General features: G+C 58.4%; 18 protein-coding genes. 12 read left to right on the top strand and 6 right to left on the bottom strand.

The window, feature by feature from the left end:
* Positions 1-3 precede the first annotated feature (3 nt).
* The 5 genes from NNO04_RS03185 to NNO04_RS03205 form a co-directional block, all read right to left on the bottom strand.
* Positions 4-1,011: an Ldh family oxidoreductase gene (locus NNO04_RS03185; RefSeq protein WP_271443454.1), complete on the bottom strand. Its 1,008-nt coding sequence runs from the start codon at positions 1,009-1,011 to the stop codon at positions 4-6.
* 11 nt (positions 1,012-1,022) lie between these two features.
* Positions 1,023-2,624 carry an APC family permease gene (locus NNO04_RS03190; RefSeq protein ID WP_271443455.1) on the bottom strand — a complete coding sequence of 534 codons (1,602 nt, stop codon included), beginning with the start codon at positions 2,622-2,624 and terminating at the stop codon, positions 1,023-1,025.
* A gap of 11 nt (positions 2,625-2,635) precedes the next feature.
* A complete protein-coding gene (locus tag NNO04_RS03195) occupies positions 2,636-4,243 on the bottom strand; it encodes an aldehyde dehydrogenase (NADP(+)) (protein ID WP_271443456.1) in 1,608 nt (535 codons plus the stop codon).
* A 14-nt stretch (positions 4,244-4,257) separates the two neighbouring features.
* Positions 4,258-5,178, bottom strand: a complete 921-nt coding sequence (locus tag NNO04_RS03200; RefSeq protein ID WP_162380766.1) for a dihydrodipicolinate synthase family protein — start codon at positions 5,176-5,178, stop codon at positions 4,258-4,260.
* A gap of 172 nt (positions 5,179-5,350) precedes the next feature.
* A complete protein-coding gene (locus NNO04_RS03205; RefSeq protein ID WP_271443457.1) occupies positions 5,351-6,178 on the bottom strand; it encodes an AraC family transcriptional regulator in 828 nt (275 codons plus the stop codon).
* Positions 6,179-6,487: 309 nt separating this feature from the next.
* On the opposite strand from NNO04_RS03205, the gene NNO04_RS03210 reads away from it, so the two are divergent.
* The 4 genes from NNO04_RS03210 to NNO04_RS03225 are packed head-to-tail and all read left to right on the top strand — an operon-like array spanning position 6,488 to position 10,035.
* Positions 6,488-7,435, top strand: coding sequence for a 4-hydroxyproline epimerase (locus NNO04_RS03210; protein WP_271443458.1), 948 nt, complete (start codon positions 6,488-6,490; stop codon positions 7,433-7,435).
* Positions 7,432-8,541, top strand: a complete 1,110-nt coding sequence (locus NNO04_RS03215) for an NAD(P)/FAD-dependent oxidoreductase (RefSeq protein ID WP_271443459.1) — start codon at positions 7,432-7,434, stop codon at positions 8,539-8,541. The genes NNO04_RS03210 and NNO04_RS03215 overlap by 4 nt, the downstream gene beginning before the upstream one ends.
* Complete coding sequence (locus tag NNO04_RS03220) at positions 8,538-8,798, top strand: (2Fe-2S)-binding protein (protein ID WP_271443460.1); 261 nt, start codon at positions 8,538-8,540, stop codon at positions 8,796-8,798. Before NNO04_RS03215 ends, NNO04_RS03220 begins: the two co-directional genes overlap by 4 nt.
* A complete protein-coding gene (locus tag NNO04_RS03225; RefSeq protein ID WP_271443461.1) occupies positions 8,779-10,035 on the top strand; it encodes an NAD(P)/FAD-dependent oxidoreductase in 1,257 nt (418 codons plus the stop codon). Before NNO04_RS03220 ends, NNO04_RS03225 begins: the two co-directional genes overlap by 20 nt.
* On the opposite strand, the gene hpaR is transcribed toward NNO04_RS03225, so the two are convergent.
* Positions 10,036-10,479: a homoprotocatechuate degradation operon regulator HpaR gene (gene hpaR, locus NNO04_RS03230; protein ID WP_271443462.1), complete on the bottom strand. Its 444-nt coding sequence runs from the start codon at positions 10,477-10,479 to the stop codon at positions 10,036-10,038. It abuts the gene before it with no gap.
* A gap of 272 nt (positions 10,480-10,751) precedes the next feature.
* On the opposite strand from hpaR, the gene hpaG reads away from it, so the two are divergent.
* The 8 genes from hpaG (at position 10,752) to hpaA (ending at position 19,102) form a co-directional block, all read left to right on the top strand.
* Entirely contained in the window at positions 10,752-12,041 is a 1,290-nt protein-coding gene (gene hpaG / locus NNO04_RS03235; RefSeq protein WP_271443463.1) for a 4-hydroxyphenylacetate degradation bifunctional isomerase/decarboxylase, read from the top strand.
* Positions 12,038-13,504 (top strand): 5-carboxymethyl-2-hydroxymuconate semialdehyde dehydrogenase, encoded by a 1,467-nt coding sequence (gene hpaE / locus NNO04_RS03240; RefSeq protein WP_271443464.1) that lies wholly within the window; start codon positions 12,038-12,040, stop codon positions 13,502-13,504. The genes hpaG and hpaE overlap by 4 nt, the downstream gene beginning before the upstream one ends.
* Before the next feature lies 1 nt (position 13,505).
* Positions 13,506-14,357 carry a 3,4-dihydroxyphenylacetate 2,3-dioxygenase gene (gene hpaD / locus NNO04_RS03245; protein ID WP_203359038.1) on the top strand — a complete coding sequence of 284 codons (852 nt, stop codon included), beginning with the start codon at positions 13,506-13,508 and terminating at the stop codon, positions 14,355-14,357.
* A 9-nt stretch (positions 14,358-14,366) separates the two neighbouring features.
* Complete coding sequence (locus NNO04_RS03250) at positions 14,367-14,747, top strand: 5-carboxymethyl-2-hydroxymuconate Delta-isomerase (protein ID WP_271443465.1); 381 nt, start codon at positions 14,367-14,369, stop codon at positions 14,745-14,747.
* 297 nt (positions 14,748-15,044) lie between these two features.
* A complete protein-coding gene (gene hpaH, locus NNO04_RS03255) occupies positions 15,045-15,848 on the top strand; it encodes a 2-oxo-hept-4-ene-1,7-dioate hydratase (protein ID WP_271443466.1) in 804 nt (267 codons plus the stop codon).
* Between the two features lie 10 nt (positions 15,849-15,858).
* The gene (gene hpaI / locus NNO04_RS03260) at positions 15,859-16,653 is read left to right on the top strand and encodes a 4-hydroxy-2-oxoheptanedioate aldolase (protein WP_271443467.1); all 795 of its coding nucleotides are present in this window, start codon (positions 15,859-15,861) and stop codon (positions 16,651-16,653) included.
* 172 nt (positions 16,654-16,825) lie between these two features.
* Positions 16,826-18,202 carry a 4-hydroxyphenylacetate permease gene (hpaX, locus tag NNO04_RS03265; RefSeq protein WP_271443468.1) on the top strand — a complete coding sequence of 459 codons (1,377 nt, stop codon included), beginning with the start codon at positions 16,826-16,828 and terminating at the stop codon, positions 18,200-18,202.
* 9 nt (positions 18,203-18,211) lie between these two features.
* On the top strand, positions 18,212-19,102 hold the full coding sequence (hpaA, locus tag NNO04_RS03270; protein ID WP_271443469.1) for a 4-hydroxyphenylacetate catabolism regulatory protein HpaA: 891 nt from the start codon (positions 18,212-18,214) through the stop codon (positions 19,100-19,102).
* Positions 19,103-19,255 lie beyond the last annotated feature (153 nt).

Here is a 19,255-nt window from a genome sequence, read left to right on the forward strand (position 1 = left end):
ACTCTACCTGAGCGCGCAGATGTCATCGTACAACGTACGGGTAATGACCACGCCTTCCTCTGCGGCCTTTGCCCGCGCCACAAAACGCCGCTCGCCAGGCAAACGCGCGCCCTGACTCTGCATCGCATCAAACAATGTTTCTGCCCGCGCCAGATGAAGATGCGCATCCTGTCCGAGAAAACGTGTCGGATCAAACGCCAGGATCAGTTCGCCGCCATACGGCAGTCCTCCGGCGCCGTTATCCCAGGCCAGCGACTCCGCGCTGGTCATGTCGCCAATCAACGGTCCGGCCAACAGTTCGACCATCGCCGCAAACGCCGAGCCTTTATGCCCGCCAAAGGTCAGCATCGCGCCATCCAGCACTGCCTGCGGATCGGTTGACGGCTGCCCGTCGCTGTCTACCCCCCAGCCTTCGGGGATCGGTTTTCCGGCGCGTAAATGTAGTTGGATCTCTCCCCGCGCCGCCGCACTGGTTGCCATATCAAAGATAAACGGCGGCCTTTCGCCACGCGGCCAGCCAAACGCAATCGGGTTGGTGCCAAACAGCGGTCGAGTACCACCGGCAGGCGCGACCCAGGCATGACTTGGCGTACAGGCGTAGCCCACCAGCCCGGCGTCCGTCAGCGGTTCAATGTCGGCAAACAGCGCCGAAAAATGGACGCAACGATTGATAGCCAGCGCAGCAATTCCGCAATGCCGCGTTTTCTCAATCAATAACGGCAACGCCTGTTCAAATGCCAGCAGCGAAAACGCGCCGCCGGCATCCGCCTTCACTATCGCCGGGGCGCTGTCGGTCACCACCGGCAGCGCGTCTGGCGACACTTTGCCTTTGCGTAGCGTGTCGACAATACCCAGCAACCGCCATAAACCGTGGGAAGCGCAGCCATCGCGCTCCCCGTTGGTCACATTGCGCGCCACCACCGTGGCATGCTCTTCACTGAATCCATTCCCGCGTAGCACCTGATGTGCCAGCGAGTAAGCCTCTGTTAACGAGAGGTTTACCATTGTCATTACCTTCTCCTTTACTCTTCTTCGTCTCCAGTAAAGTTAGCTTGTGGTAGACAAGTGCGCTCGCCCCAGTAGTAAATTCCCAGCGACATTACCGCAACCATCACGGTATCCCACGGATGGCCAATCACCCCTGTACCGCCAAAACTGCCTAACCAGGAGAACAGCATAATCAGCGCGTAAAAACCTACCAGCCACAGCGAAGACTTCACCTGCTGCGCCAGACTGACGGTATGCACCGGCACTTTGGATTTACACAACACATAAACCACGAACATGACGATCTGCAGCCCCAACAACCACGAAAGCGTTCCCCAGCCGGACCAAAAGACAATCAGCGCGGAGATCACAAACGACAGTGGACCGATAATATGAAATGCGCGAACGCGGAACGGACGCGGCAGATCGGGCGAATTCCGGCGCAGCCCTGCCGCTGTTACCGGCGCGATGGCGTAACTGAGCACCAGCGCGGCGGACACAACGCTGATCAACTGCTCCCATGACGGGAACGGCAGCGTCCAGAAAATCGATAATCCAAATGTCAGCCACAACGCCGGGCGGGGAATACCAGACTCTTTATCAATGTGGGTAAACGCTTTAAAGAAGGTGCCCGCTTTCGCCCACCCGTAAATCACGCGCGGCGTCGCATTCATATAAATATTGCCGGTTCCGCTCGGAGAGACAATCGCGTCACTGACCACCATAAACGCCAGCCAGCCCATCCCCAGCGTAATGGCGATATCGCGGTACGGCAAAGAGAACTGCTTACTGACTTCCGCCCAGCCGCCGTTCAGCATCTCGGTTGGGATACTGCCGAGAAACGCCAGTTGCAGCAGCACATAGATAATGGTCGACAGTACAACCGACAAAATCAGCGCCACCGGAATGGTTCGCTGCGGGTTTTGCACTTCACTGGCAACCGAGATAATCGGCGTTAGCCCCAGATAGGCAAAAATAATCCCGCCGGCGCTTATCGCCGCCTCGACGCCCGACATACCAAACGGCGCAATCCCCTGCGCGTGCAGGTTTTCGGGTTTAAAGAAGGCAAACAGGGTGATCACCACCACCAGCGGCACGAGGAATTTCAGTATGCTGATGATGTTGTTCGAACGGGCAAATGTTTTGACGCTGTAGTAGTTCAACGCAAAGAAAAAGCAGAGTAACAAAAATTGCACCACCCAGCCGAGCAACGTCGGGTCGCTGGAACCGGGTTGCGTCAGTGCCGGAAACCAGGCTGCGGCATACTGACGCGCCGCGACGATTTCGATAGAGATCAGGCTGGAAAACGCGATAAGCGTAATAAAACCGAGCAAGTATCCCATCAACTCGCCGTGAGAAAACACCGGGTAACGAATAATCCCCCCGGCACGCGGCAACGCCGCGCCCAGCTCACAATACACAATGCCCAACAGTAACACGGCGATGCCGCCGATCACCCACGAGGCGATACCGGCAGGTCCGGCAATCGAGGCGACATGGCTGGCGGCAAACAGCCAGCCGGAGCCAAAAATCGCCCCCAGTCCAATAAACGTCAGATCCGTTAACGTCAGCTGCTTTTTAAATTTCCCCGATTCAACAACCCGGGTCTGAGTTTGCGGTGTAGAGTGAATCGTCATGATTGTGCCCTTCAGTTAACAGAGGGGGAAATCGCTTCCCGGGTCCACTGCCCGTTCACCAGGCGCAGCAGGTTTAATGGATTGGCATCCTGCACGGCAGGCGGCAACAGTGCGCCAGGGACATTTTGCAAACACACCGGACGCAAAAAACGCTCGATGGCTTTGGTGCCGACCGACGTACCGCGCGCATCGGTGGTCGCCGGCCACGGACCGCCATGCACCATTGCGTCACACACTTCCACGCCGGTGGGATACCCGTTAAACAGCACGCGCCCGGCTTTCTCACCCAGCATCGGTAACAGCCGCGCCGCCAGTTGTCGGTCATCCGCTTCGGCATGAACCGTAATGGTGAGCTGTCCCTGAATCACCCGCAGAATGGCGCACAGTTCGGCCTCATCCGCCACACTCACTAACACCGCCAACGGCCCGAACACTTCTTCTTGCAACAGCGGAGCTTTCGCCAGCAGCAGCGAAGCGGGCGCTTTGTATAAGCGCGCCTGCGCGCGTCCGGTGACGTTCTCATTGCGGCCTGCAATACGTTGAATATTCGGGTGAGCATCCAGCGCGCTCACGCCTTGCTGGTAATGCGCAAGCGTGGTGGCATTGAGCATCACCTGCGCCGGAGCGCGCTCCACCGCCTCGACTAACGCATCAGAGAAACGGCTCTCCCCTTCCCCCTGCATCACCAGAATCAGTCCGGGTTTGGTACAAAACTGACCGCTACCCAGCGTAAAAGAGGCCACCAGGTCGTTTGCCAGTGTGGCGGCATTTTTCGCCAGCGCCTGGGGCAAAATAATCAGCGGATTAATGGCAGACATCTCCGCAAACACCGGAATCGGCTGCGGGCGCTGCTGCGCCAGTTGTTGCAGCGCTTTTCCGCCGCGCAGCGAACCGGTAAAACCGACCGCCTGAATCGCCGGATGCCTCACCAGTTCAGCGCCGATATCGGTGCCAAAAATCATATTGAAAACACCCGCTGGCATGCCGCACGCCTCTGCCGCGCGCAATACCGCCAGTGCGGTGTATTCGGCGGTCGCCATGTGTCCTGGGTGCGCCTTCACCACTACCGGGCAGCCTGCCGCCAGCGCTGCGGCGGTGTCGCCACCCGCGGTTGAAAAGGCGAGTGGGAAATTACTGGCGCCAAAGACAGCGACCGGCCCGAGCGCCACCTGATACTGGCGCAAATCCGGACGCGGCAACGGCTGACGGTCAGGTAACGCCGTATCAATACGCACGCCATGCGTATCGCCGCGACGCAGCACCCCGGCAAACATCCGCAACTGGCCACTGGTACGCGCCCGCTCCCCCTGCAAACGCGCCAGCGGCAAGGCCGTTTCCTGATGCGCGATGGCAAAAAACGCCTCGCCCAGCGCGTCCAGTTCACTGGCGATGGCCTCCAGGAAACGCGCCCGCGCTTCGGGCGTGGTCTGCGAATACACCGCAAACGCCCGCTCCGCCGCCAGCGCCGCCTGTGCGGCCTCCTCACGGGTGGCCGACAGGAACCGATAACCGGTGGCTTCGCCATCTTCGGCGCGCAGACTGAGCAGGGTGGCGTCGCCACCCCCAACACGCTGACCGGCAATAAACTGCAAGCCCTGTTCAGACTGTCGTAATGTCATGTTCACTCCTGCGTTCAGAGGCCGACATCCGGCAGCTGTGGACGGGTTGCCAGCGCCTGTTCAACCACCGCCACCACCTGCGCGCGCGTTTCACCTTCCAGCGCCAGGCGCGGCGGACGGGTCACGGCGCTACCGCGTCCCAGCAACTCTTCGCACAGCTTGATGCACTGCACCAAATCCGGACGCGCATCGAGGTGCAGCAGCGGCATAAACCAGCGGTACAGCGCCATCGCCTCTTCATAGCGTTGCTGTTTTGCCAGACGGAACAGCGTCTCGCCTTCACGCGGGAAGGCGTTCGACATCCCGGAGATCCAGCCTTCAGCGCCCACCGCAATGCTCTCAACCACCACATCATCCAGCCCGGCGAACAGCACAAAACGGTCGCCTACGGCATTACGCAGATCGATAAAGCGACGGGTATCGCCGGAGGAATCTTTAAAACAGACGATGTTGTCGCAGTCGGCGAGGGTTGCCAGGATGTCTGGCGTGACATCGTTTTTGTAAATCGGCGGGTTGTTGTAGACCATAATCGGCAGGTCGGTGGCGGTCGCGACGCTACGGAAGTGGGCGGCGGTTTCATGCGGTTTTGAAGAGTAAACCAGCGCAGGCATCACCATAATGCCATCAACGCCCACCTTCTCAGCCTCTTTCGCCATCTTCTGGGCGAAGGCAGTGGTGAATTCCGCCACCCCGGCAATCACCGGGATCTGGCCGCCTGCAGCGTCTTTCGCCACTTCGATAATTTGTAATTTTTCCTGGGTGGTCAGCGAGGTGTTCTCCCCAACGCTGCCACACACCACCAGGCCTGAAACACCATCCTTGACCAGGTTTTTCATCACCGTGTGGGTGGCGTCTAAATCCAGTGAGTAATCGCTGCGAAACTGTGTGCTGACGGCCGGAAACACGCCGCTCCAGTGAATAGCTTTTTTGCTCATTTTCGATTCCTTGTCGTCAATTTGTTAAACATTGGTGAACGAATGGTGAATATTCACTGACAGATTGACGGCTAAGGCGTTCGGCGGCTTGTGGGTTTTCCTTTGCCAGGATGACGAAATTAGCACAGTGGCGATTCTCCCCTCTTCCCTGGGGGAGGTCGCAAAAGGAGGATCAGCTCGCCAGCGTCAGGCGAAAATCCCGTGGCGTAGAGCCGGTCATCGCTTTGAACTGGCGACTAAATGCGCTGTGATCGGTATAGCCGCATTGCAATGCGATATCGGTGATGGGCGTCGTGCCCGCCAGTAACTCGGTGGCTTTTTCGAGACGGACTTTGTGGATCATCTGACGCGGCGTCAGGTGAAAAATGCGTTTGCAGTAGCGTTCAATCTGCGCCACCGACATCCCGCTCAGCATGGTCAATTCTTCCATTGCGATCGGGCGGTGATAGTGTTTGCGGATATGATCATCCACGATCGCCAGCCTCTGCCATGCCGGATGACGCGCCTGCGTCTCCAGCAGATCGTGGGAGATCCCCGCCATCCCGATCACCTGCCCATGAATATCGCGCAGCGCCAGCTTTTGCGTCAGACACCAGCCCCGCTCGCGACCGTTATACAGATGCATCTCCAGCTGATCGCGCAGCGTCACACCCTCGCGCAGAACCCGCAGATCCTGCTCGGTATAACCCTGTCCCAGCGCAGAAGGAAACACATCCGCCGAGGTTTTCCCCAGCAACGAAACCACATTCTTGAACCCGCAACGACGGGCCAGCGTCATATTGACCAGCAGGTATCTTGCCTGCACGTCTTTGATAAAAAAGACCACGTTGGGAATGGCGTTGAGTAGCGGCGCAATCAGCGCCATCGCATTAAGCAAGGTCTGAATGTTTTCCGGGCGCTGGCGGGCCAGCCCCTCACAGATCTGGCTGAGTTCACCCACCTCCAGCCCCACCTCTTGCGTCGGGGCTTTCCCCGACACGTCATCAGAAACACAGGACATAACGCTTCCTCACAATAAGTGACGAGGGATATTTATTAACTTTTTATTAACCAATCAAGCGCCAGTCGCGCGTTTTGCGATCCTGCCAGTGGTTTACGATTTCCCCTGTTTCACGCACTGGCGCAGAGACATCTTTTGGTTTACCACATAAATAATAAATTGATTAATAAGCAATAGTTATACTCACCATGCAAAATCCCGCGGATGAGCTGTGCTGATTTCGTCATCTCAGGTGGTGAAAGCAGTCAAGCCGGAACGCAAAGGTTGCGCCAGCATCTAGCAACAAACACTTAACGTTTCGGAGATCTCATGACAACGACACAGCAGGAAAGCGAACTCAGAGTGATTGACTCACACACCGGCGGTGAACCGACGCGCCTGGTGGTGGCGGGTTTTCCGGATCTCGGTAACGGTACAATGGCGCAGCGTCGGGAACGCTTTGCCCGCGAATACGATGCGTGGCGCAAAGCCATCATCCTGGAGCCTCGCGGAAATGACGTGCTGGTCGGCGCGCTGCTCTGCGAGCCCGTCTCCCCCGAGGCCACCGCCGGGGTTATCTTCTTCAACAACGCCGGATTCCTGAATATGTGCGGTCACGGCACGATAGGATTGATTGCCTCTCTGGCCTGGCTTGGGCGCATCAAACCCGGTCAACACCGCATTGAAACTCCGGTGGGCGATGTCACCGCCACCCTCCACGACGACGGCAGCGTTTCGGTCGAAAACGTACCGTCGTATCGCTGGCGTAAACAGGTCAGCGTGGTCACGCAACACGGCACCGTCAGCGGCGATATCGCCTGGGGCGGCAACTGGTTTTTCCTCGTTAACGATCATCCGTTCGATATCACGCCAGATCAGATCCCCGCCCTCACCGATTATGCGTGGGCCATCCGTGAAGGGCTGGAAGCGGCAGGGATCCGCGGCGAAAATGACGGTGTTATCGATCATATTGAGCTGTTTGCCAGTGACGATCGTGCCGACAGTCGCAGCTTTGTCCTCTGTCCAGGCAAAGCGTGGGACCGTTCGCCGTGCGGCACTGGCACCAGCGCCAAACTGGCGTGCCTCGCCGATGACGGCAAATTGCAGCCCGGAGAAACCTGGCGACAGGCAAGCATCATCGGCAGCCAATTTACCGCCAGTTATACCCGCGAAGGCGATCAGGTCATCCCGACGATCCGCGGTGAAGCGTGGGTGTGCGGCGACAACCGCTTGATCCTCAATGCGGACGATCCTTTCCGCTGGGGGATCACCCTGTGACAGAAAGCGACGTCATTGTCATCGGTGCCGGGATAGTTGGCGCAGCCTGCGCCTGGCAACTGGCGAAACACGGGCAACGCGTCACCCTCATTGACGACGGGCACGCTGGAGCAACCGCCGCCGGAATGGGGCATCTGGTCTGTATGGATGACGATCCCGCCGAACTGGCGCTTTCAGCCTGGTCGCTGGCACGCTGGCGGGAACTCACGCCACGGATGCCGCAAAACTGTGCCTGGCACGGCTGCGGAACCTTATGGCTGGCGGAAAACGAGCAGGAACTGGCCCTCGCCCAGGAGAAACAACAGCGCATGGCAGGGCACGAGGTCGTAAGCGAAATGCAGACCCGCGCCCAGGTTGCCGCGCGTGAACCGCTGCTGACGCCGAATCTGGCGGGAGGCTTGTGGGTGCCGGGCGACGGCATTGTTTACGCCCCCAACGTGGCACGCTGGTTTATTGACGATGCGGCGCAGGCCATTACCTGTGTCAACGAAGGGGCCGTCTCAATAGACGCGCCCCAGGTGGTGCTGGAGAGCGGTAAGCGTCTGCGGGCGCGCGTGATTGTGGTCGCCTGCGGCTTAGGCGCAAATGCGCTGTTACAGGAAAACTGGCTGCGCCCCAAGAAAGGTCAACTGGCCATTACCGACCGCTACGGCGCAACGCTGAACCATCAACTGGTCGAGCTGGGCTACGGTGCCAGCGCCCACGCCGGCGGAACCTCGGTAGCGTTTAATGTGCAACCGCGCCCTACCGGACAATGGCTGATTGGTTCCTCGCGCCAGTTCGACACCCTCGACCGTGAGCTGGATCTGCCGCTACTGGCGACCATGTTACAGCGCGCACGCCATTTTTTACCGGCGATCGCCAGTTTGAATATCATCCGTTGCTGGAGCGGTTTTCGCGCCGCCTCCGCCGACGGCAATCCGCTTATCGGTCCGCATCCTTCGCGCCCCGGCATCTGGCTGGCGCTCGGTCATGAGGGGCTTGGCGTGACCACCGCACCGGCAACTGCCGAGCTGCTCTGCGCACAGATCCTCGGCGAACGCCCCGCTTTTGCGCCAGACGCCTGGCTGCCCGCACGCCTGATCCGCCAGGAGGCCAGCGCATGAAAATCATAACCCTGTTTATTGACGGTCAGCCCTGCCAGGTTCCGGCGGAAATCAACGTCGCCGCCGCGCTGGCGATCAGCGGCAACCCTGTCACACGCCGCTCTGTCCATGACAGCCCACGCGCCCCGTTTTGCGGAATGGGCATCTGTCAGGAGTGTCGCGTGACGGTGAATGGACGCCGGGTGCTGGCCTGCCAGACGGTATGCCAGCCGGAGATGAAAATAGAAAGGAGCGACCATGCACACATTGCACTGTGACATTCTGATCCTCGGCGCTGGACCTGCCGGACTGGCGGCCGCGCTGGCAGCAGCGCAAAGCGGCAAGCAGGTGGTAATCCTGGATGATAATCCGCGCCCAGGTGGGCAAATCTGGCGCGACGGGCCACAGGCCGCACTCCCGCCGCTGGCCAAACAGTATCGTGACGCCGTGGAACGCGAATCGCGGATCACCCATTTGCCTGCTGCCCGTCTGATTGCCCGTCCCTCCTCACACAGCGTGCTGTTTGAAACCGCAGAAAGCGGTGGGATTGTCCACTGGCAGCGATTAATTTTGTGTTGCGGCGCGCGTGAACTGTCACTGCCCTTTCCTGGCTGGACGCTGCCTGGCGTCACCGGCGCTGGCGGTTTGCAGGCGCAAATCAAACAGGGTTTGCCGCTCAACGGCGAACGGGTTGTCATTGCCGGTAGCGGCCCGCTGTTGCTGGCGGTTGCCGATACGGTGCGTAAAGCAGGCGGTCAGATTGTCGCGATCGTGGAGCAGGCGCCGCGCACTGCGCTGGTTCGCTTTGCGATGGGACTGTGGCGCTGGCCGGTCAAACTGCGTCAACTCTTCGGCATCACGCCAGTAAATTACTGCATGGCAAGCCAGGTCACGCAGGCGCTGGGCGACGAAACGCTGCGGGCAGTCACCGTGCGTCAACACGGTAAAATCCGCGAAATCGCCTGCGACCGCCTGGCCATTGGCTATGGGCTGGTGCCCAATCTTGAACCGGCGCTGATTTTTGGCTGTGCGACAGCAGACAACGCCATCACCGTGGATGCGCACCAGCGCACCAGTCAGCCTGATATTTTCGCCGCCGGGGAGTGTACGGGGTTTGGCGGTAGCGAACTGGCGTTGGCGGAAGGGGAAGTCGCTGGTTATGTCGCGGCACAGTGCCCGGAACGCGCGAGCGAAGCGATCAAAAAACGCGATCGCTGGCAACGTTTTGCCAACGCGCTCAATGCCACATTCGCCCTGCCCGACTCACTCAAAGAGGTCGTCACGCCGGAAACATTACTCTGCCGCTGTGAAGATGTACGCTGTGGCGACGTTGCGGACGCAAAAAACTGGCAAACCGCAAAGCTGGCTTCACGTTGCGGTATGGGCGCCTGTCAGGGAAAAACCTGCGCCACCAGCGCCCGCTGGCTCTATCACTGGCCGCTTCCCCAGCCGCGTGAACCGCTTTCTCCTGCCAGAACCGAAACGCTTATCCATCTGGCAAAATCAGACGCGTAGTTATTCTTCTTCCCCGCGTTCGGCAATATGGCGATTGCCGAGCGCAATAAACTCGCTCAGCAGCGCCGTCAGTTGTTGCATCTTCTCTGGCGTGTATTCCGCTTCAATTTGCCGGTACGCCTCTTCCACCTGCGACTGCGCATGTTCATACAGCGCATTGCCCGCTTTCGTCAGCGACACATACAGCTTTCTCTGGTCATTCACCGGTTTTAAACGCAGTACCAGTCCATCGCGTTCCATCCGCGTCAGAATACCGGTCAGGCTCGGGCGCAAAATGCAGGTACGAAACGCCAGATCGTGAAAGTCGATCGACGGATATTCCGCCAGTACGCGCACGATGCGCCACTGCTGTTCCGTCAGATTGTGTTGCTTCACGATGGGACGAAAGTAAGACATTGCCGCTTCTCGTGCCTGCAACAGTGCAATGGTTAAAGAGTCATGCATGGTCTTCCCCTGGAAAAATCATTAACAGATAAACAATTCAATAATGATGTTTTTATAAACAACCCACTTTAGGCGAAAAAGTCTAACAGAAAGAACGCCATTTTTTTAATTACATGATAAGTATAAATATTAAATTTGATATGTAAATTTAATGTTACTGATATCACAAATATTTCACTTCCGTTTGCCAAACGCGCAGCAAAAGCATACAACCGAATCATTAATATATTAATGAAATCACAGTGTGGTATTTCACCCTGAGGAGTTTGTGTATGAAAGGTACTGTTTTTGCCGTCGCGTTAAACCATCGCAGCCAGCTTGATGCCTGGCGCGACGCGTTTACGCAAGCCCCGTATAAAGCACCGCCGAAGACGGCTGTCTGGTTTATTAAGCCGCACAACACGGTGATCCGCAGCGGAGAGGCAATCCCTCATCCGCAGGGCGAAACGGTGCAAAGCGGTGCGACGATCGCGCTGGTGGTCGGCAAAACAGCCCGCAAAGTCTCGATTGCAGAAGCGGCAAACTATATCGCTGGTTATGCGCTGGCCAACGAGGTCAGCCTGCCGGAAGAGAGCTTCTACCGCCCGGCCATCAAAGCAAAATGCCGCGACGGTTTCTGCCCGCTGGGCGAAACGGTGGCGCTGAAAAACGTCGATAACCTGACGATTATCACCGAAATCAACGGTCGCGAAGCCGATCGCTGGAACACCGCCGACCTGCAACGCAGCGCGGCCGAACTGCTCAGCGCGCTCAGCGAATTCGCCACCCTCAACCCAGGCGACGCCATACTGATCGGCACCCCGCACGCTCGCGTGGACATTCAGCCCGGCGACCAAGTGCGCATTCTGGCGGACGGTTTCCCGCCGCTGGAAAACCCGGTGGTGGACGCGCGCGAAATGACGGAAATCAGAACCCGCCCTGCGCTTTCACACCCTAACGGCACCCTGTTCGCGCTGGGCCTGAACTACGCCGACCACGCCAGCGAGCTGGATTTCAAACCGCCGGAAGAGCCGCTGGTGTTTATCAAAGCGCCCAACACATTTAACGGCGATAACCAGACCTCCGTTCGCCCGAACAACATTGAGTACATGCACTACGAAGCGGAACTGGTGGTGGTGATTGGCAAAACGGCGCGCAACGTAACCGAAGCCGATGCAATGGACTATGTCGCGGGTTACACCGTCTGTAATGACTACGCCATCCGCGACTATCTGGAAAACTACTACCGCCCGAATCTGCGGGTGAAAAACCGCGACGGTCTGACCCCGATTGCGCCGTGGGTCGTTGATAAAGCCGCGATCCCGGATCCACACAACTTAACTCTGCGCACCTTCGTCAACGGCGAATTGCGCCAGCAAGGCACCACCGCCGATCTGATCTTCAACATCCCATTTTTGATCGCTTACCTGAGCGAATTCATGACCCTGCAACCGGGCGACATGATCGCAACCGGCACGCCAAAAGGGCTGTCCGATGTGGTGCCGGGTGATGAAGTGGTGGTGGAAGTGGAAGGCGTGGGCCGACTGGTCAACCGAATTGTGAGTGAGGAAACCGCAAAATGAAAAAAATAAACCATTGGATCAACGGCAAAAACGTGGCGGGCACCGACTATTTCCACACCACCAATCCGGCCAGCGGAGACGTGCTGGCGGAAGTGGCGTCCGGCGGTGAAGCGGAGGTAAGCCAGGCGGTAGCGGCCGCGAAAGAGGCGTTCCCGAAATGGGCGAATCTGCCGATGAAAGAGCGCGCACGCCTGATGCGCCGTCTCGGCGATCTGATTGATCAGAACGTGCCAGAAATCGCCGCGATGGAAACCGCCGACACCGGTTTGCCAATCCACCAGACCAAAAACGTGCTGATCCCACGTGCGTCCCACAACTTCGAATTTTTCGCCGAAGTGTGCCAGCAGATGAACGGCAAAACCTACCCGGTTGACGACAAAATGCTCAACTACACGCTGGTGCAGCCAGTGGGGGTTTGCGCGCTGGTGTCGCCGTGGAACGTACCGTTTATGACCGCCACCTGGAAGGTCGCGCCGTGCCTGGCGCTGGGCAATACCGCGGTGCTGAAGATGTCGGAACTCTCGCCGCTGACCGCCGATCGTCTGGGCGAACTGGCGCTGGAAGCGGGCATTCCGGCGGGCGTGCTGAACGTAGTGCAGGGCTACGGCGCTACGGCAGGCGACGCGCTGGTGCGTCATCACGATGTGCGTGCCGTGTCGTTTACCGGCGGCACCGCCACCGGGCGCAACATCATGAAAAACGCCGGGCTGAAGAAATACTCGATGGAACTGGGCGGCAAATCGCCGGTACTGATTTTTGAAGACGCCGACATTGAGCGTGCGCTGGACGCAGCCCTGTTCACTATCTTCTCGATCAACGGCGAGCGTTGCACCGCCGGTTCGCGCATCTTTATTCAGCAGAGCATCTACCCGGAATTCGTTAAACGCTTTGCCGAACGCGCCAACCGTCTGCGCGTGGGCGATCCGAACGATCCGAACACCCAGGTCGGCGCGCTGATTAGCCAGCAGCACTGGGAGAAAGTCTCCGGCTATATTCGCCTCGGCATTGAAGAAGGCGCCACCCTGCTGGCGGGCGGCCCGGACAAACCGACCGATCTGCCTGCGCATTTGAGAAACGGCAACTTCCTGCGCCCAACGGTGCTGGCGGACGTCGACAACCGGATGCGCGTGGCCCAGGAAGAGATCTTCGGGCCGGTGGCGTGTCTGCTGCCGTTCAAAGACGAGGCGGAAGGTCTGCGTCTGGCTAACGACGTGGAGTACGGCCTCGCCTCCTATATCTGGACCCAGGATGTCAGCAAAGTGTTGCGCCTGGCGCGCAATATCGAAGCCGGCATGGTGTTTGTGAATACCCAGAACGTGCGCGACCTGCGCCAGCCGTTTGGCGGCGTAAAAGCCTCCGGTACCGGGCGTGAAGGCGGAGAATACAGCTTCGAGGTGTTCGCCGAAATGAAGAACGTCTGCATTTCTATGGGCGACCATCCGATCCCGAAATGGGGAGTCTGATATGGGCACATTAGCGTTAGCCGCAAAAATCACACATGTGCCGTCAATGTATCTCTCTGAGCTGCCGGGGAAAAACCACGGTTGCCGCCAGGCTGCGATCGACGGACACAAAGAGATCAGCCATCGCTGCCGCGAGATGGGCGTCGACACCATTATCGTGTTCGACACCCACTGGCTGGTGAACAGTGCCTACCACATTAACTGCGCGGACCATTTTTCCGGCATCTATACCAGTAATGAACTGCCGCATTTTATCCGCGACATGACCTACGACTATGACGGCAATCCGGAACTGGGTCAGTTGATTGCCGATGAAGCGGTCAAGCTGGGCGTGCGCGCCAAAGCGCACAACATCCCGAGCCTGAAGCTGGAGTACGGCACGCTGGTGCCGATGCGCTACATGAACAGCGATAAGCATTTCAAAGTGGTGTCGATCTCCGCCTTTTGTACCGTGCATGACTTCGCCGACAGCCGCAAGCTTGGCGAGGCGATCGTCAGCGCGATTGAAAAATACGACGGCACCGTGGCGGTGCTCGCCAGCGGCTCGCTGTCGCACCGTTTCATCGACGACCAGCGTGCGGAAGAAGGGATGAACAGCTACACCCGCGAGTTTGATCGTCAGATGGACGAGCGCGTGGTCAAGCTGTGGCGCGAAGGGCAGTTCAAAGAGTTTTGCAGCATGCTGCCGGAGTACGCCGACTACTGCTACGGCGAAGGCAACATGCACGACACGGTGATGCTGCTGGGCATGCTCGGTTGGGACAAATACGACGGCAAGGTGGAGTTCCTCACCGAGTTATTCGCCAGTTCCGGCACCGGCCAGGTGAACGCCGTATTCCCGCTGCCCGCCTAAGGAGAGAAAATGCCGCACTTTATTGCTGAATGTACCGACAACATCCGTGAACAGGCCGACTTGCCGGGACTGTTCGCCAAAGTGAACGAGGCGCTTGCCGCCACGGGTATTTTCCCGCTCGGCGGTATCCGCAGCCGCGCGCACTGGCTGGATACCTGGCAGATGGCCGACGGTCAACACGACTATGCGTTTGTCCATATGACGCTGAAAATCGGCACCGGGCGCAGTCTGGAGAGCCGCGAGGCCGTGGGTGAGATGCTGTTTGCGCTTATCAAAACCCATTTCGCTGAGTTGATGGCCAACCGCTATCTGGCGCTGTCATTTGAACTCGACGAGCTGCATCCGACGCTGAATTACAAACAAAACAATGTGCACGCGTTATTTAAGTAACGCGCTTTTTGCCCGGTGGCGCTGCGCTTACCGGGCCTACAACAGCACCAAACCGCAGGCCGAATAAAGTGCAACACCGGCCCGTAGGCCGGATAAGGCAAAGCCGCCATCCGGCAAAAAACAGTACCAAACCGCAGGCCGAATAAAGTGCAACACCGGCCCGTAGGCCGGATAAGGCAAAGCCGCCATCCGGCAAAAAACAGCACCAAACCGCAGGTCGAATAAAGTGCAACACCGGCCCGTAGGCCGGATAAGGCAAAGCCGCCATCCGGCAACAGCAGCACAAAGGAAACTAACATGCTCGATAAACACACCCATACCCTGATTGCGCAGCGTCTGCATCAGGCGGAACAATCCCGCGAGCAGATCCGCCAGATCTCGCTGGATTATCCGGCGATCACCATCGACGACGCCTATGCCGTTCAGCGCGAATGGGTCAGTCTGAAAATCGCCGAAGGCCGCGTGCTGAAAGGCCACAAAATCGGCCTGACCTCGAAAGCGATGCAGGCCAGCTCGCAGATCAGCGAACCGGACTACGGCGCGTTGCTCGACGACATGTTTTTCCATGACGGCAGCGATATCCCAACCGATCGCTTTATCGTCCCGCGTATTGAAGTCGAGCTGGCGTTCGTGCTGGCAAAACCGCTGCGCGGCCCGAACTGCACCCTGTTCGACGTCTACAACGCGACAGATTACGTGATCCCGGCGCTGGAGTTGATCGACGCCCGCTGTCACAACATCGACCCACAAACGCAGCGTCCGCGCAAAGTGTTCGACACCATCTCCGATAACGCGGCCAACGCAGGCGTTATCCTCGGCGGTCGCCCGATTAAGCCAGACCAGTTGGATCTGCGCTGGATCTCCGCCCTGCTCTATCGCAACGGCGTGATCGAAGAGACCGGCGTGGCCGCTGGCGTTCTCAATCACCCGGCCAACGGCGTGGCGTGGCTGGCGAACAAGCTGGCGCCTTACGACGTGCAACTGGAGCCAGGGCAGATCATTCTCGGCGGCTCGTTTACCCGCCCGGTGACGGCCAGCAAGGGCGACACCTTCCATGTGGACTACGGCAATATGGGCTCTATTAGCTGCCGCTTTGTGTAAGGAGACGACGATGCAAAATGTATTCAAAGCGGCGCTGAAAGCGGGCCGTCCGCAAATCGGCCTGTGGCTGGGGCTGTGCAGCAATTACAGCGCGGAGCTGCTGGCGGGCGCGGGTTTCGACTGGCTGCTTATCGACGGTGAGCATGCGCCGAATAACGTGCAAACGGTGCTGACGCAACTCCAGGCGATTGCCCCCTACGCCAGCCAGCCGATCGTTCGTCCTTCGTGGAACGATCCGGTGCAGATCAAACAGTTGCTGGACGTTGGCGCGCAAACGCTGCTCGTTCCGATGGTGCAAAACGCCGATGAAGCCCGTCTGGCGGTGAGCGCCACCCGTTATCCTCCGGCCGGAATTCGCGGTGTTGGCAGCGCCCTGGCGCGCGCCTCGCGCTGGAATCGCATCCCGGATTATCTGCAAAAGGCGAACGATGAAATGTGCGTGCTGGTGCAGATAGAAACCCGAGAAGCGCTGAAGAATTTACCGCAGATTCTGGATGTTGAAGGGGTGGACGGCGTGTTTATCGGCCCGGCGGATCTGAGCGCCGATATGGGCTTTGCCGGTAATCCACAGCATCCGGAAGTGCAGGCGGCGATTGAAAATGCCATCGCGCAAATTCGTGGCGCAGGTAAAGCGCCGGGCATTTTGATGGCCAATGAGCAACTGGCGAAACGCTATCTTGAACTCGGCGCGCTGTTTGTCGCCGTTGGCGTCGACACCACCCTGCTTGCCCGCGCCGCCGAAGCGTTAGCTGAACGGTTTGGCGCACACGCCAATGTCAAACCGGCAGTACCCGGCGTGTATTAACGCCGGATGGCGCTGCGCTTATCCGGCAAACAGCAGTAGTGAACCGTAGGCCGGATAAGGCATCGCCGCCATCCGGCAGACAGCAGTACCAAACCGTAGGCCGGATAAGGCATTAGCCCTCTCCGGCACAATCCATGTCGTACCCTACAAAATTCCCATTAGAGGAAAAACAATGAGCGACACCTCATCTGCAATCCCTGAGAAACAAAACCCCGCCAGTCAGCATAAACAACTGACGGCGCAGCAACAGTCGGTAATCAACAAGCTGTTTCGCCGCCTGATCGTGTTTCTGTTCGTGCTGTTTATTTTTTCCTTCCTCGATCGCATCAACATTGGTTTTGCCGGATTAACGATGGGCCGCGATCTGGGGCTAAACGCCACCATGTTCGGCCTGGCGACCACCCTGTTTTACGCCGCGTACGTTATTTTCGGTATTCCCAGCAACATCATGCTCAGTATCGTCGGCGCTCGCCGCTGGATCGCGACCATTATGGTGCTGTGGGGAATTGCCTCCACCGCGACCCTGTTTGCCACCGGGCCTAACAGCCTGTACATACTGCGTATTCTGGTCGGCATCACCGAGGCCGGTTTTTTACCGGGCATTCTGCTCTATTTAACCTACTGGTTTCCGGCGTTTTTCCGCGCCCGCGCCAACGCCCTGTTTATGATAGCCATGCCCGTCACCACGGCGCTCGGCTCGATTGTCTCTGGCTATATTCTGGCGATGGACGGTCTGTTTGATCTTCGCGGCTGGCAGTGGCTGTTCCTATTGGAAGGGTTCCCGTCGGTCCTGCTGGGCGTCCTGGTCTGGTTCTGGCTGGACGACTCCCCGGCGAAGGCCAAATGGCTGACGGCTGAAGACAAAAAATGTCTGCAGGAGATGATGGACAACGACCGCCTGACGCTGGTGCAGCCGGAAGGTGCCGTGAGTCACCACGCCATGCAGCAGCGCAGCCTGTGGCGCGAAATCTTCACCCCGATTGTGATGATGTATACGCTGGCCTATTTCTGCCTGACCAATACGCTGAGCGCCATCGGTATCTGGACGCCGCAGATCCTGCAAAGTTTTAATCAGGGCAGCAGCAACATCACTATCGGACTGCTGGCCGCCATTCCGCAGGTGTGTACTATTTTCGGGATGATCTTCTGGAGTCGCCATTCGGACAGCCGTCAGGAGCGTAAGTACCACACCACCCTGCCGTATCTCTTCGCCGCCGCAGGCTGGCTACTGGCCTCCGCCACCGATAACAATCTGCTCCAGATGCTGGGGATCATCATGGCATCGACCGGATCGTTCTGCGCAATGGCCATTTTCTGGACCACGCCGGATCAGTCGATCAGCCTGCGGGCGAGAGCGATCGGGATTGCGGTGATCAACGCCACGGGCAATATTGGATCGGCGCTCAGCCCCTTTATGATCGGCTGGCTGAAAGATATCACCGGCAGCTTTAACAGCGGATTGTGGTTTGTCGCCTCGCTGCTGATTGTCGGCGCCGTCATTATCTGGTTAATTCCCATGCAGTCATCGCGCCCGCGCGCCACCCCGTAAGGAGCGAGTATGTGCCAGAGTTCGATCACCAATATCGACATCAGCAAAGAGTATGACGAAAGCCTCGGCAGCGACGATGTGCATTACCAGTCTTTCGCCCGCATGGCGGCGTTTTTTGGCCGCGATATGCAGGCGCATCGCCACGACCAGTTCTTTCAGATGCACTTTCTTGATACCGGACAGATCGAACTCCAGCTCGACGATCACCGCTATTCGGTCCAGGCGCCGCTGTTTGTCCTGACGCCACCTTCGGTTCCGCACGCGTTTATCACCGAATCCGACAGCGACGGCCACGTGCTGACGGTGCGGGAAGCGCTGATCTGGCCACTATTAGAAGTGCTCTACCCCGGCACGCGGGAGACGTTCGGCCTGCCGGGGATTTGCCTTTCGCTGGCGGATAAACCCGATGAACTCGCGGCGCTTGCCCACTACTGGCAACTGATTGCGCGGGAATCGACAGAACAACTGCCCGGAAGCGAACACACGCTGGTACTTTTGGCGCAGGCGGTCTTCACTCTGCTGCTGCGTAACGCCAGACTCGACGACCATGCGGCAAGCGGAATGCGCGGCGAACTGAAGCTGTTTCAGCGTTTCACCCAGTTGATCGACACCCACTTCCACCAGCACTGGAGCGTGCCGGATTATGCCAGCGAGTTGCATCTGACGGAGTCCCGCCTGACCGACATTTGTCGCCGTTTCGCCAATCGGCCCCCTAAACGGCTGATCTTCGACCGGCAACTGCGCGAGGCCAAACGGCTACTGCTGTTTTCTGACAGCGCGGTCAATGAGATTGCCTGGCAACTGGGGTTTAAAGATCCCGCCTATTTCGCCCGCTTCTTTAACCGGCTGGTGGGATGTTCACCCAGTGCGTATCGGGCGAGTAAAGTACCGGTATCGTGAATATCCGGCGGATAGGCGCAGCACCGCCCGTCAAAAAGTCGCCCGGATCACAAAACACAATCCCGTCTGAAAAGTACCTGCCGTTGTCGCAATCGTCCCTTCACGCCGTCGCCTTATCACGCTTCAATTGAACAACAAAAACAAAACACAAAT

The organism is Citrobacter sp. Awk 4 (genome assembly GCF_028069725.1).
In the GTDB taxonomy this organism is placed as follows: Bacteria; Pseudomonadota; Gammaproteobacteria; order Enterobacterales; family Enterobacteriaceae; genus Citrobacter_D.